Annotated in this window: 13 protein-coding genes; 6 read left to right on the plus strand and 7 right to left on the minus strand. The window is 67.5% G+C overall.

Annotation, left to right across the window (positions count from 1 at the left end; translation table 11 throughout):
• Positions 1–3 precede the first annotated feature (3 nt).
• Positions 4–672 carry an alpha/beta hydrolase gene (locus tag LK542_RS14375; protein WP_227812421.1) on the plus strand — a complete coding sequence of 223 codons (669 nt, stop codon included), beginning with the start codon at positions 4–6 and terminating at the stop codon, positions 670–672.
• Positions 673–865: 193 nt separating this feature from the next.
• Here LK542_RS14375 and LK542_RS14380 read toward each other — a convergent pair whose 3' ends face one another.
• Positions 866–2191 (minus strand): aspartate aminotransferase family protein, encoded by a 1326-nt coding sequence (locus tag LK542_RS14380; RefSeq protein ID WP_227812422.1) that lies wholly within the window; start codon positions 2189–2191, stop codon positions 866–868.
• A gap of 116 nt (positions 2192–2307) precedes the next feature.
• Between LK542_RS14380 and LK542_RS14385 the strand changes: the two genes are divergently transcribed.
• A complete protein-coding gene (locus LK542_RS14385; RefSeq protein ID WP_227812423.1) occupies positions 2308–2862 on the plus strand; it encodes a carboxymuconolactone decarboxylase family protein in 555 nt (184 codons plus the stop codon).
• Between the two features lie 3 nt (positions 2863–2865).
• Here LK542_RS14385 and LK542_RS14390 read toward each other — a convergent pair whose 3' ends face one another.
• From LK542_RS14390 to LK542_RS14400, 3 genes are all read right to left on the minus strand, one after another.
• Positions 2866–3714, minus strand: a complete 849-nt coding sequence (locus LK542_RS14390) for a fumarylacetoacetate hydrolase family protein (protein ID WP_227812424.1) — start codon at positions 3712–3714, stop codon at positions 2866–2868.
• Positions 3715–3787: 73 nt separating this feature from the next.
• Positions 3788–4141 (minus strand): c-type cytochrome, encoded by a 354-nt coding sequence (locus tag LK542_RS14395; protein WP_227812425.1) that lies wholly within the window; start codon positions 4139–4141, stop codon positions 3788–3790.
• Positions 4138–4680 (minus strand): cytochrome c, encoded by a 543-nt coding sequence (locus tag LK542_RS14400; RefSeq protein WP_227812426.1) that lies wholly within the window; start codon positions 4678–4680, stop codon positions 4138–4140. Before LK542_RS14400 ends, LK542_RS14395 begins: the two co-directional genes overlap by 4 nt.
• Positions 4681–4769: 89 nt before the next feature.
• On the opposite strand from LK542_RS14400, the gene LK542_RS14405 reads away from it, so the two are divergent.
• The 4 genes from LK542_RS14405 to LK542_RS14420 are packed head-to-tail and all read left to right on the plus strand — an operon-like array spanning position 4770 to position 8932.
• The gene (locus LK542_RS14405) at positions 4770–5168 is read left to right on the plus strand and encodes a c-type cytochrome (RefSeq protein WP_227812427.1); all 399 of its coding nucleotides are present in this window, start codon (positions 4770–4772) and stop codon (positions 5166–5168) included.
• 7 nt (positions 5169–5175) lie between these two features.
• Positions 5176–6105: a c-type cytochrome gene (locus LK542_RS14410; protein WP_227812428.1), complete on the plus strand. Its 930-nt coding sequence runs from the start codon at positions 5176–5178 to the stop codon at positions 6103–6105.
• Complete coding sequence (ctaD, locus tag LK542_RS14415) at positions 6102–8600, plus strand: cytochrome c oxidase subunit I (protein WP_227812429.1); 2499 nt, start codon at positions 6102–6104, stop codon at positions 8598–8600. The genes LK542_RS14410 and ctaD overlap by 4 nt, the downstream gene beginning before the upstream one ends.
• A 2-nt stretch (positions 8601–8602) precedes the next feature.
• Positions 8603–8932 carry a hypothetical protein gene (locus LK542_RS14420; protein ID WP_227812430.1) on the plus strand — a complete coding sequence of 110 codons (330 nt, stop codon included), beginning with the start codon at positions 8603–8605 and terminating at the stop codon, positions 8930–8932.
• Position 8933: 1 nt separating this feature from the next.
• On the opposite strand, the gene LK542_RS14425 is transcribed toward LK542_RS14420, so the two are convergent.
• The 3 genes from LK542_RS14425 to LK542_RS14435 form a co-directional block, all read right to left on the minus strand.
• A complete protein-coding gene (locus LK542_RS14425; RefSeq protein WP_227812431.1) occupies positions 8934–10235 on the minus strand; it encodes a sorbosone dehydrogenase family protein in 1302 nt (433 codons plus the stop codon).
• 94 nt (positions 10236–10329) lie between these two features.
• Positions 10330–11613, minus strand: a complete 1284-nt coding sequence (locus tag LK542_RS14430) for an MFS transporter (RefSeq protein WP_227812432.1) — start codon at positions 11611–11613, stop codon at positions 10330–10332.
• 31 nt (positions 11614–11644) lie between these two features.
• Positions 11645–13045 carry a KamA family radical SAM protein gene (locus LK542_RS14435; protein WP_227812533.1) on the minus strand — a complete coding sequence of 467 codons (1401 nt, stop codon included), beginning with the start codon at positions 13043–13045 and terminating at the stop codon, positions 11645–11647.
• Positions 13046–13208 lie beyond the last annotated feature (163 nt).

The raw sequence follows: 13208 nt of genomic DNA on the forward strand, positions 1-13208 counted from the left end.
CGAATGACCCAACTGCTGCAAAACATCGAGATCGAAACCGCGCCGAATCCGGAAGTGGCGGTCATCTGGCTGCACGGCCTGGGCGCCGACGGCAACGACTTCGTGCCGCTCGTGAACGAACTCGACTTGTCCGGCCTGCCCGGCATCCGCTTCGTGTTCCCGCATGCGAACACGATGCCGGTGACGATCAACGGCGGCTACGTGATGCGCGCCTGGTACGACATCACCGGCGCCGAGCTGACCCGCCGCGAAGACGAAGGCGGCCTGCGCGCTTCGCAGCGCGACGTCGAGGCGCTGATCGCACGCGAGAAAGCCCGCGGCATCCCGGCCTCGCGCATCATCCTGGCCGGCTTCTCGCAAGGCTGCGCGATGACCCTGCAGACCGGCATGCGCCATCCGGAAAAGCTGGCCGGCATGCTGTGCCTGTCCGGCTACCTGCCGCTGGCCACCGTGGTGGGCCAGGAGCGCAGCGAGGAGAGCCTGGGCACGCCGATCTTCATGGCCCACGGCACCCACGACAACGTGGTGCCTTTTGCGCGCGCACGCGAGTCGAAGGACGTGCTGGTGTCGCTGGGCTACAAGGTGGAGTGGCACGAGTACGCCATGCAGCATTCGCTGTGCCTGGAAGAGGTGCAGGACATCTCGAAGTGGATCAGGAAGGTGCTGGCGTAAGCGGGCACGCTGCCCATACTCCAGCCACCGCAGGTTGATCCGTCATCCCGGCGAAGGCGTGAACAATACCACCGGCATTGTTCACTCCAATTCCGTTGCGTCGCGTTAGCTGTGCTCGATGCCTTGGTAGTACGCATAAAACTTGGGTTCCGGCCTTCGCCGGAACGACGGTCTTGCGGCTAGCTGAATAAAACTACTGCTTCAACGCCGCCTCCACCGCATCCGCCAGCCGCGACACGATCTCCGACAGATCCGCCGCCGTCGCAATGAAGGGCGGCGCCAGCAGCACGTGGTCGCCGTACTGCCCGTCGATGGTCCCTCCCATCGGGTAGACCATCAGCCCGTTCTCCATTGCCTTGGCCTTGATCGCCGCATGCAGCTTGCGCTCCGGCGCGAAGGGCGTCTTGCTGGCGCGGTCCTGCACGAATTCCAGCGCCAGGAACAGTCCGCGGCCGCGGATGTCGCCCACGTGCTCGTGGGTCCCGAACACATCACCCAGCATGCGCCGCAGCGTCGCGCCGCGGCTGCGCACCCGCCCCAGTAGATCGTCGCGCTCGATCACCTTCTGCACTTCCAGCGCGGCGGCCGCCGCCACCGGGTGGCCGATGTAGGTGTGCCCGTGCTGGAACACGCCGCTGCCGCCGCGCAGGCAGTCGATGATGGTCTGGTGGGCCAGCACCGCGCCGATCGGCTGGTAGCCGGCGCCCAGGCCCTTGGCGATGGCGATGATGTCCGGCGCCACGCCGTCCTGCTCGATCGCATACATGCTGCCGGTGCGGCCCATCCCGCACATCACCTCGTCGGCGATGAACAGGATGCGGTAGCGGTCGCAGATATCGCGCACGCCCTGGAAGTAGCCGGGCGTGGGCGGGATCGCGCCGCCGGTCGCGCCCACCACCGGCTCGGCCACGAAAGCGATGATGTTGTCCGGCCCTGCTTCCAGGATCCGGGTTTCCAGTTCGTCCAGCAGGCCGGCGGTATAGTCGTCCACGCTCTGGTGGGCGGCACGGCCGCGGTATTCGTAGCAGGGCGCCACCCGCACCGTGTCCATCAGCAGCGGGGCAAAGGCCTTGCGGCGCCATTCGTTGCCGCCGACGGCCAGCGCGCCCAGGGTGTTGCCGTGGTAGCTCTGGCGGCGCGCCATGAACAGGCGGCGCTGCGGCTCGCCCGCCTCGACCCAGTACTGGCGCGCCAGCTTCAGCGCCGTCTCCATCGCTTCCGATCCGCCCGAGACCAGGTAGACGCCGCCGATGTCCTGCGGCGCGCCGGCAATCAGGCGGTCCGCCAGTTCCTCGGCCGCGTCGGTGGTGAAGAAGGCGGTGTGGGCATAGGCGCAGCGGTCGATCTGGCGGTGCATGGCCGCGATCACGTCCGGATGGCCATGGCCCAGCGAGGACACGGCCGCGCCGCCGCTGGCGTCGATGTAGACGCGGCCGGCCTTGTCGCGCATGCGGATGCCGTCGCCCGAGACCGCGGTCGGCGGCACCTGGCGCAGGTTGCGGTGGAGGATGTGACTCATTACGGCTCCCTTCGGAAGTGGAAGGATTTGACAATAAGCGTGCTGCGCGCCGGTTCTTTTGATTTTTGATGGACGCTGTGCAATTATTTACCAATTACAACAAATGCTGCCCCGCCATGAGCGACCGACTAGGACCGATTGCGCCGGAAGAGATGAGCGCCGCCCAACGCGCCGCGGCGCAGGCCATTATCGACGGTCCGCGCGGCGCGGTCTACGGGCCCTTCGTGCCGCTGCTGCGCAGCCCGGAACTGATGGAGTACGCCCAGCGCATGGGCGAATACCTGCGCTACCGCAGCGCGATCGGGGTCAGGTTGTCGGAGCTGGCGATCCTGGTCACGGCGCGCCAGTGGAACCAGCAGGTGGAATGGGCGATCCATGCGCCGATCGCAGCGCAGGTGGGGATTCCGTCCTCGGTGATCGACGCGATCGCCGAGCGGCGCCGGCCGGAGGACATGCTGGTGGACGAAGCGGTGGTGCACGACTTCTGCATCGAACTGCATGAGGGGAAGTCGGTGTCGGACCGGGTGTATGCGGACGCGCTCGCGCTGTTCGGCGAGCAGGGGGTGGTCGACCTGATGGGACTGAACGGGTATTACACCTTCCTGGCCATGGTGATGAATACGGCCAGGACGGCGGTGCCGGCGTCAAACGCGGCACCGCTGCCTGACTAGGGCTTACTTCGGGAAGGCCAGCACTTCCTGCTGCTGCTCGCCCAGGCCCGCGATCCCCAGGCGCAGCTTGTCGCCCTTCTTGAGGAAGCGCTGCGGCGAACGCCCCATCCCCACGCCCGGCGGGGTGCCGGTGGTGATGATGTCGCCCGGCTCAAGGGTCATGAAGCGCGACACGTAGCTGACGATGTGCGCCACCGTGAAGATCATCTTCGAGGTATTCCCGGTCTGCATACGCTTGCCGTTCAGTTCCAGGTAGAGGTCGAGGTCCTGCACGTCAAAGATCTCGTCGCGCGTGACCAGGAAGGGGCCGACCGGGCCGAAGGTGTCGCAGCCCTTGCCCTTGTCCCACTGCGAACCCATCTCGAACTGGAAGGCGCGCTCGGAGACGTCGTTGACCACGCAGTAGCCCGCCACGTACTTCAGCGCATCCTCTTCCTTCACATACTGCGCGCGCGCGCCGATCACCACGCCCAGCTCGACTTCCCAGTCGGTCTTCTTCGAGCCTTTCGGCAGCTGGATCGGGTCGTCCGCACCGGACAGGCAGCTGATGGCCTTGGTGAAGAAGATCGGTTCCTTCGGCACCGCGGCGCCCGTCTCGGCGGCGTGGTCGGCGTAGTTCATGCCGATGCCGATGAACTTGCCGACGCCCTTGACCGGCACGCCCAGGCGCGGATTGCCGCGGACCAGCGGCAGGGTCTTCCAGTCGACCTTGGCCAGCTTGCGCAGCGCCTTGTCGCCCAGCTGGGACGCGTCGATGTCGTCGATGATCCCGGACAGGTCGCGCAGGCGGCCCTCTTCGTCGAACAGGCCCGGCTTTTCCTTGCCCGGGCGGCCATAGCGCACCAATCTCATTGTCGTCTTTCCCTGTTGTGAACATGCCCGGCTGTGGGCAGGCGGCGATGATACCAAGGATCGGCGCCCCAGGTCACCGGGTGAGGAGATAGGCGCTGATGTCGAGCGCATCGCGTTCGCTCACGCCCATATTCGGCATGGCGGTATTCGGGTCGACCGATTGCGGATCGCGGATCCAGCGCACCAGGCCGGCCTGGTCGTTCGGCACCCCACCGGCCAGCACCTTGCGCCGCGCCATGTCTTCCAAAGGCCGGCCGACGTAGACCTTCGATCCGGGCACGCCGGGAATCATGTGGCAGGACTGGCAGGCGTACTGGGTCACGGCGACCTTGCCGCGCTCCGGGTCGCCCTGCACCCCGGCCGGAGGACGCTTGGGCGCGCAGCCGGCCAGCGCCAGTCCGAGCACGAAAACCGGGAGCGCCTTCATTTGGCAGCTCCCTGCGCGGTCGCGACGCGGTAGTCCTGCGCGCTCATGGTCGGCAACACCGTCACGAAGGCCACCACCGCCCAGATTTCGTCTTCGCGCAGGTGATATTCCCAGGCCGGCATGCCGCTCATCTTGATGCCGTGCTTCGTGATCCAGTACAGCTCGCGCGCCTCCCAGCGCTGGGTCGCGTCCACCAGCGGGCCGGGAATCGGCTGCATGCTCATGCCGATGCTCGACTGCGCGAACCCGGGCCCGCCATGGCATTGGGCGCACTTGTCGCGGTAGACCTGCGCGCCCAGGCGCAGCTGCTGCTCAGCGCCCAGCTGCGGCACGCGCACTTCCTGCGCGTGATTGCGCACCGAGTGCTTCATCCCCTCTTCCAGCACCGAGTACACGAAGGGGACGTGCTGGGCGGTGGCGCCGATGTTGTACCAGCCGCCGTACAGGAGCGCCAGGCCGGCAGCTCCCGCGGTGACGCCCGCTGCCACCAGCGTCAATACAGCGGTCTTCACGATCAGCCGGCGTCGGTTCGAAAGCATGACAGGGGTGCGTCCGATTGGAGTAGTTAAAAAAATTACATCATTGTTTGTGTATTATAAAAGCCACTACACAATTGCGATTTCCAAGCGTGCGCACCCGCCCTCTCTACGATTCCGTCAGCAAAAGCACACGACATGCCGGCCTGCTCCTGGCCTGCGCGGCGCTGCTTGCCGGATGCAAGGAAGCGCCGCGCTCGATCGTCCCCGGCGGCGACGTCGGGCAGGGCCTGCGCCTCGTGACCCAATACCAGTGCGGCGCCTGCCACGTGATCCCCGGGGTGCAGGGCGCCGCCGGAGACGCCGGTCCGGCGCTCGACTACATCGGGCGCCTCAGCTACATCGCGGGCGGCATCCCCAACCGGCCCGACAATATGGTGCGCTGGCTGCGCGTGCCGCACGCCGTCAAGCCCGGTACCGAGATGCCGCCGATGGGACTCACGGAACAGGAGGCGCGCCACATGGCGGCCTTCCTGTACACGCTCAGGTAGGCCGCGCATGGAGAACACGCTGCAATCGGTATTGCACCCGGGCGGCTGGGACGCCGCCATCATCAGCCAGTTCGCCTGGGTGATGTTCGGCGCCGGCGCCCTGATCTTCGTCGCCGTGATGGCGCTGCTGTACCTGAGCCTGCGGCGCCAGGAACGGCCGGCCGGCGCCCTGCTGTGGATCGGTGGCGGAGGCATCGCCTTCCCGGTGGTGGTCTTGAGCGCGCTGCTGGGCTGGAGCACCTGGCGCAGCGCCCAGCTGGCGCCGCAGTCCTCGCATGGGGCGCTGAGCATCTCGGTGACGGCGAAGATGTGGTGGTGGGAGGTGCGCTACCGCGACCCGGCCAGCGGGCTGGAAGTCGTCACCGCCAACGAGATCCACATCCCGACCGGGCGCGCGGTCCACCTGGGCCTGAACTCCGCCGACGTGATCCACAGCCTGTGGGTGCCTTCGCTCGCGGGCAAGCGCGACATGGTGCCGGGCCGCGTCACCAGCCTCACCCTGCGCGCCGACAAGCCCGGCATCTACCGCGGCCAGTGCGCCGAATACTGCGGCGCCCAGCATGCGAAGATGGCGCTGCACGTGGTGGCCTCGAGCCCGCAGGAGTTCGACGCCTGGCTGGCCCGCCAGGCGCGGCCGGCCCTGCCAGCGAACAGCCCGGTGCTGGAGCGCGGCCGCACTGCATTCCTCGAACAGCGCTGCCAGGCCTGCCACACCATCCGCGGCGTGGCCGAAGGCGCGCGCCTGGGGCCGGACCTGACCCACGTCGGCAGCCGCATGTACATCGGCGCCGGCCTGCTGCGCACCCACCGCGCCACCCTGCAGGGCTGGATCGCCGACCCGCAGGCGAGCAAACCAGGCGTGTTCATGCCGGGCTCCCCCGAGCTCGACGCCGAGACGCTGCGCGCGCTGTCCACCTACCTCGAGCACCTGAAATGACGCAGCTCCCTAATTCCCTGCCGCGCCCCGAAGGCGAATTCGAGCGCCTAAAGGAAGTCTGGCGCACGCCCACCGGCTGGCGCTTCTTCAAGTCGGTCAACAACACCAGCATCGGCCTGCTCTACATCGGCACCGCCCTGCTGTTCTTCATCCTGGCCGGCATCCTGGCGCTGGTGATGCGGGTCCAGCTGGCCGTGCCCGACAACACCCTGCTCTCGCCGAGCACCTACAACCAGGTCTTCACCATGCACGGCACGGTGATGATGTTCCTGTTCGCGATCCCGATCGTCGAGGCGATCGCGGTCTACCTGCTGCCCAACATGCTGGGCGCGCGCGACCTGCCCTTCCCGCGCCTGTCCGCCTATGCCTACTGGGCCTATGCATTCGGCGGCCTGGCCTTCTTCTGCACCATCTTCGTGGGGCTGGCGCCGGACGGCGGCTGGTTCATGTACCCGCCCTATACCGGCAACGCGTATTCGCCTGGACTGAACGCCGACTTCTGGCTGCTGGGGATCGGCTTCATCGAGATCTCGGCGATCGCCGGCGCGGTCGAGCTGATCGTCGGCATCCTGTTCACCCGCGCCCCCGGCATGACGCTGCGCCGCATGCCGGTCTACGCCTGGGCCATGCTGGTGGTGGCGGTGATGATCGTGTTCGCCTTCCCGGCCGTGATCGCCGGCACCGCCCTGCTGGAACTGGAGCGCGCCTTCGACTGGCCCTTCTTCATCGCCGAGCGCGGCGGCGACCCGATCCTGTGGCAGCACCTGTTCTGGTTCTTCGGCCACCCCGAGGTCTACATCATCTTCCTGCCGGCCGCCGGCATGGTCTCGACCATGATCCCGACCATCGCCGGCACCCCGCTGGTGGGTCGGCGCGCCATCATCGTGGCCCTGGTCGGCGTCGGCTTCTTCAGCTTCGGGCTATGGGCCCACCACATGTTCACGTCCGGCCTGGGCGTGCTGGAGATGAGCTTCGTCTCGGCGGCCAGCATGGCGGTCGCGATCCCGACCGGCATCCAGGTGTTTGCCTGGATCGCCACCCTGTGGAACGGGCGCGTGCGCATGACCTCGCCGGCGCTGTTCCTGATGGGCTTCATGTTCATCTTCGTGCTGGGCGGGCTGACCGGGGTGATGGTGGCAGTGATTCCCTTCGACTGGCAGGCGCACGACACCTACTTCATCGTGGCTCACCTGCACTATGTGCTGATCGGCGGGATGGTGTTCCCGGTGTTCGCCGCCATGTATTACTGGCTGCCGCTGGTCAAGGGACAGGCCCTGTCCGAGCGCATGGCGCGCTGGGTCTTCTGGCTGATGTTCGGGGGCTTCAACCTGGCCTTCTTCCCGATGCACATCACCGGCCTGTACGGCATGCCGCGCCGCGTGTATACCTACGACGCGCAGATGGGCTGGGACTTCCTGAACATGCTGTCCACGGTCGGCGCTTTCGTCTTCGCCTTCGGCGTGCTGCTGTTCATCGTCGACGCCGTGCGCACCCTGCGCCGGCCCGAAAAGGAAGTCGGCAACCCCTGGAATGCGCCGACCCTGGAATGGCTCACCTCGGAATCCTACGGCAACCGCAGCATCCCGCGCATCACCTCGACCAATCCGCTGTGGGACCAGCCGACGCTGTCGGAGGAAGTGGACCGCGGCCAGCACTACCTCCCGCAAACCGCCACCGGCCTGCGCGAGACCATCGCCACCAGCCCGGTCAAGGGCGAGCCGCGCTACCTGATGGTGCTGCCGGGCGACAGCTGGCTGCCCGTCATCGCCGCCCTCGGCACGGCGGGTTTCTTCCTGCTGCTGACGGTCAAGGCAATGCTGCTGGCCTGGATCTTCGGGCTGATGGCGGTGGGCGGCACCATCGCCTGGCTGTGGCAATCGGACCGCAAGCCGCCCATCCATGAGGCGCGCGTCGCCGACGACCTGGTGCTGCCGGTGAACGCGAAAACCACTTCCTCGCAGTCGTGGTGGGGCACGATGGTGATGCTGGTGGTCGACGCCTTCATCTTCGCCTCCTTCGGCTACGCCTACGTGCACATCTCGATGCGCCTGATGGTCTGCCCGCCGCCCGGCGCCGCGTTGCCGGAACTGCCCTGGCAGCTGGCCTCCGGCGGCCTGCTGCTGGCCAGTTCCATCCTGATGCTGCTGGCCGTCCGTGCGCTCGGCAAGCGGCGCCTGCCCTGGCTGGTGCTGATGGCGCTGGGCTGCACGGCGGCCTCCTTCCTGCTGGACCTGCGCGGGCACCAGTTCGCGGGCCTCGATCCGAGCGCCAGCGCCTGGGGCGCGGCAATCGGCGGCCTGCTCGGCTACCAGGGGCTGCACGTGGTGGTGCTGGCGATCGCCGGTCCCTACCTGGTTCTGCGGGCCTGGCGCGGTCACCTGGGTGAGCACAGCCGTGCCACGCTCGATAACGTCGCCCTGCTGTGGCACTACACGACCCTGCAGGGCATCGCCGGCATGGCGCTGGTGCGCATCCTTCCGCTGCTGATGGAGTAGCCATGCAAGATCACTTCTTCCGGCAGCTCCTGCGCGGCACCCTGCCCTTGCTGGTCTGGGCGGCGCACTTCACCTTCTGCTATCTGCTGGCGGCGGCGCAGTGCACGCCGGCCGCGATGCGCGCGGGTGGGCCGGACCGGGTGCTGCTCGGGATTGCCACCGCGCTGGCGCTGCTGGTGTGCGCATGGCTGCTGTGGCGCGAGCGCGGCATCCTGCGCAATGCCGGTAACGCCGGCTTGCTGGACTGGTCGGCGGCGCTGGGCGCCCTGCTGGCATTGGTGGGTATCCTGTGGACCGGGCTGCCGGTCCTGCTGGTCGCCGGCTGCGCTTGATTCACTGCGCCGGCGTCACGCGCCAGATGACATTGCCGACATCGTCCGCCACCAGGATGGCCCCAGCCTTGTCCACCGCCACGCCCACCGGCCGCCCGAGCGCCTCGCCCTTGTTATTCACGAAGCCGCCCAGGATCTCGATTGGCTTGCCGTCTGGCTGGCCGGCCTTGAACGGCACGTAGACGACCTTATAGCCCGACAGGGGCTTGCGGTTCCAGGAGCCGTGCTGGCCGATGATGGCGCCGCCCGCGAACCGGGGCAGCAGCGCGCCCGTATAAAAGGCCAGGCCCAGCGCCGCCACGTGCGCGCCGAGGGCGTAGTCGGGCACGATCGCCCTGGCGACCAGGTCGGGGCGCGGCGGCTTGACGCGCTCGTCCACATGCCTGCCGTAGTAGCTGTAAGGCCAGCCGTAGAAGCCGCCCTCCTTTACCGACGTGAGATAGTCCGGCACCAGGTCGCTGCCCAGTTCGTCGCGTTCGTTCACCACGGTCCACAGCATGCCGGTCTCCGGATTCCATGCCATGCCGTTCGGGTTGCGCAGGCCGGAAGCGAAAAGGCGGGTCCGTCCGCTGGCAATGTCGACCTCGAGGATGGCGGCGCGGTCGACCTCCTTGTCGATGCCGTTCTCGGCGACGTTGCTGTTCGAGCCTGACGTGGCGTACAGCCGGCGGCCGTCCGGGCTGGCGATGATGTTCTTGGTCCAGTGGTGGTTCAAGGGCCCTGCCGGCAGCGGCGCCACCGGCTGTCCACTGGCCGTGATCGCGGTATCGCCGCCACGATAGGGGAAGCGCAGGATGCCGTCGGTATTGGCCACGTACAGCATGTCGTCCACCAGGGCCATGCCGAAGGGCGAATTCAGCCCCTTGAGGAAGACCGACTTCGTTTCGGCCACGCCGTCGCCGTCGGCATCGCGCAGCAGCGTGATGCGGTTCGCGCTCGGCACGGCGGCGCCGGCCCTGGCCATCACCTTGCCCATCACGTAGCCGCGGATCCCCTTCTTGTCCTCGGGACGCTCGGGGGCATTGGTCTCGGCCACCAGCACGTCGCCGTTGGGCAGCACCAGCAGCCAGCGTGGGTGATCGAGCCCGTCGGCAAAGGCTTTCACCGCGAGGCCGCTTGCTGCGCTTGGCGCGCCGCCGGACGGCCAGCCCCTGGCGGGAGCAATGTCGACGGTGGGAATGATGCGTTTGACCGGGGACGCGAGGACCGGCGCGGGTCCGACGTCGGCGCCTGGCAACAGGGTGGAACGATCGCCGCAGGCGGCCAGCAGCAACAGCACGGCTCCGAGCGGATAAGGGCGCATGGTCTTCTCCTGTGGGCGAGCGGCGTCCGCGTTGCCAGATGCTAGCCAATCCGCGCATTGCGTGCCGCCCGTTAGCGCAGCGAAGACCCGGGCCTCAAGAAGGCGCCGCCAATGCCTCGTCCACGCCGGCAACTTCCGCACGGCGCTCGCGCCGGCGCCGCAGCACGAAGCCGACCAGCCCGGGCAGCTGCACCGCCACCAGCACGGCGAACGCGGCGCGGTAGGCGATCGCCGGCGCATGGCCGCCCGCATCCGGTGTCCACAGCCCGACCAGCAGGCCGAAGCCCGCCTGCACCACGAAGGCGCCGATGAAGATCAGGAGGTTCAGGCAGGTGGCCGCGCGCCCGGTCAATTCGCGCGGCATCGACTGGGCGATGATGGCGTACTCGATGCCCGTGATCGTCCCCACCAGCGTGAACAGCACCGACAGCAGCTGGAAGCTCGGTTGGTAGTTGACGATGAAGGCCGCCTGCACCAGCAGGAAGACGCCGATGCCGGCCGCCGCCACGTCGAGCGGATCGATACCGCGCCGCCCTGCCCATTCGGTGATCGTGCCCACCGCGATGGCGCCGAAGATCACCGCGGCCATGCCCATGTAGAGCAGGTAGGCCACCGCATCGTCCGGGAAGCGCGCGACGTCGGTCAGCCAACGCCCAATCCACAGGCCCTGGATGCCGAAGAACACCGCATGCGGGATCAGCACCAGCGACGCCGTGGTGCGAAACACCGGCGCCCGGAACACCCCGCGCAGGGCTTCGCCGAGCGGGCCGCGCCTGGGCGTCGCCGCGGTATCGCGCGGGTAGAGCAGCGCGATCAGGAGTCCGGAACAGGCGGTGAGCCCGGCCAGGATCGCGAACAGGCCGCGCCAGTCGGTGTACTCGAGCGCCAGGCGCACCGGCATGGTGGCGGTGGCCGCCCCCAGCCCGCCAACGGCGATCAGGTAGCCGTGCACCGAAGGCAGCTTGCTGGGCGCGATCCAGGTGGACACCGCTTTCACCGCCGCCATGAAGCAGCCGCCTAGGCCGAATCCCATGACGGCGCGCGCCACCAGCAGCTGGGGGAAGCCGGTCCCGCGCGAAAACAGCAGGGCGCCGAGCGCGCCGACCAGCATCATTGCCAGCTGCACCCGGCGCGGTCCCCAGCGGTCGAGGGCGATCCCGACCGGCAGCTGGACAAGGGCGAAGGCAAAGAAGAAGGCGCTGGTGAGCAGCCCCAGTTCCCCCGGCGTGAGCGCGAGCGCGCCGACCAGGTGCGAGGCCAGTACCGCGTTCGCATTGCGCAGCAGCGAGGACAGGTAGTGTCCCAGCGCGAAGGGCAGGAACACGTAGAAAAAAACCGCCACGCCGGTCAGGCGTGGCGAAGTGGCGGGCGCCTGCATAGGAGGGGAAAAAGCGGTCCGCAGTGCCGGCTCAGGCAGCGTCCTGGGCGGCGCCCTCGCCTTCACCGTGCAGCTGGCCGGCCGGCACCAGCGGGATGACGCGTCCGCCGGGTCCCTTGAGCGGGCCGCCGCTCTCCTGCTCGAAGAAGAACTTGTCGCGCCCGAAGGCGGGCTTCAGGTGGTCGAGCCAGGTGGCGTCCGGATCGTACCTGGCGAAGAAGGGACGGCGCACCCATTCGGGATTCCTCGCCTGCAGGAACTGCAGCGCGAACAGCTTCTCGCCGTTGATCGTGACCACGCCGTCGATCACCACCTTGCCCGGGAACGCGCTCATCGAAGGACCGCGTACGGTGCGCGACAGGCCCGACACCATCGAATAGGCTTCCTGGAAGATCTGGTGGGCGCGCGCCAGCGGCAGCGAGAAGTAGTCGCGCGGGCCGGTGTCGCGCTCGACGAACATGTAGTACGGGATGGCGCCCAAGCGCACGCCCGTGGTCCACAGCTCGGCCCAGCTCTTCGGGTCTTCGTTGATGTGGCGGATCAGCGGCCCCTGCATGCGCAGCGTGGCGCCGGTGCCGACGATGCGCTTGACCGCCTGCTGCGCGATCGGATGACGCAGCTCGACCGCATGGTTGTAGTGGCCCATGATGGCCAGGTTCTTCCCGGACCGGACGACTTTCTCGAACAGGCGCAGCAGGTCGTCGCTGTCCTTGTCCGACACGAAGCGTTGCGGCCAATAGGCCACCGACTTGGTGCCGATGCGGATGTTCTGGATGTGGGCCAGGTTCGGCTCGAGCAGCGGCTCGATGAATTCGGCCAGCGAACGGGTGTTCATGATCATCGGGTCGCCGCCGGTGATCAGGACGTCGGTGACGTCGGTGTGGCTCTCCAGGTAGGACACCAGTTCGCCGCACTCGCGCGCATCGAACTTCATGTCGTCCATGCCGACGAACTGCGGCCAGCGGAAGCAGAAGGTGCAGTAAGCGTGGCAGGTCTGGCCCGAGCTCGGGAAGAACAGCACGGTTTCCTTGTACTTGTGCTGCAGGCCCTTGAGCGGCGCATCGTTCACGCGCGGGACGTTGTGCGTCATCTGGCCAGCCGGGTGCGGGTTCATGCGCATCCGGATGCCGTGCACCAGCTTCGCGATCGCCGCCTCGTCCTTCTTGTACAGCACCAGGTCGCGCAGCTGCTCGTACTCGCTGGCGGGCAGCATGTCGCGGTGCGGAAAGGTGAGACGGTAGATCGGATCGTCCGGCACCTTGTCCCAGTCGATCAGCTCCTCCAGCACATAGGCATTGACCCGGAACGGCAGCACATGGGAAACCACTTGCACCGCTTCCTGCAACTCCGGCGTCAGCCATTGCCACTGGCGCGCCAGGTGGATGCTCTGCCGGGTATAGGGCTTGAACTTGGAGGGCGTCGATTCGGTCATGATCACGGGAGTTCTCCAGGAAACGAAAGATGGGGATACCGGCGAGGACAAACTTGCATATGCAACGTTGCCGGGAAGAATTCATCTTACGTTCCGGAAATTCCGGAGAATTGCCGTCAATCAATCAGAATGGTCCGATAGCGGGAGCTAGCACAAGGGAAGC

The organism is Massilia sp. IC2-477 (genome assembly GCF_020707265.1).
In the GTDB taxonomy this organism is placed as follows: domain Bacteria; phylum Pseudomonadota; class Gammaproteobacteria; order Burkholderiales; family Burkholderiaceae_D; genus Telluria.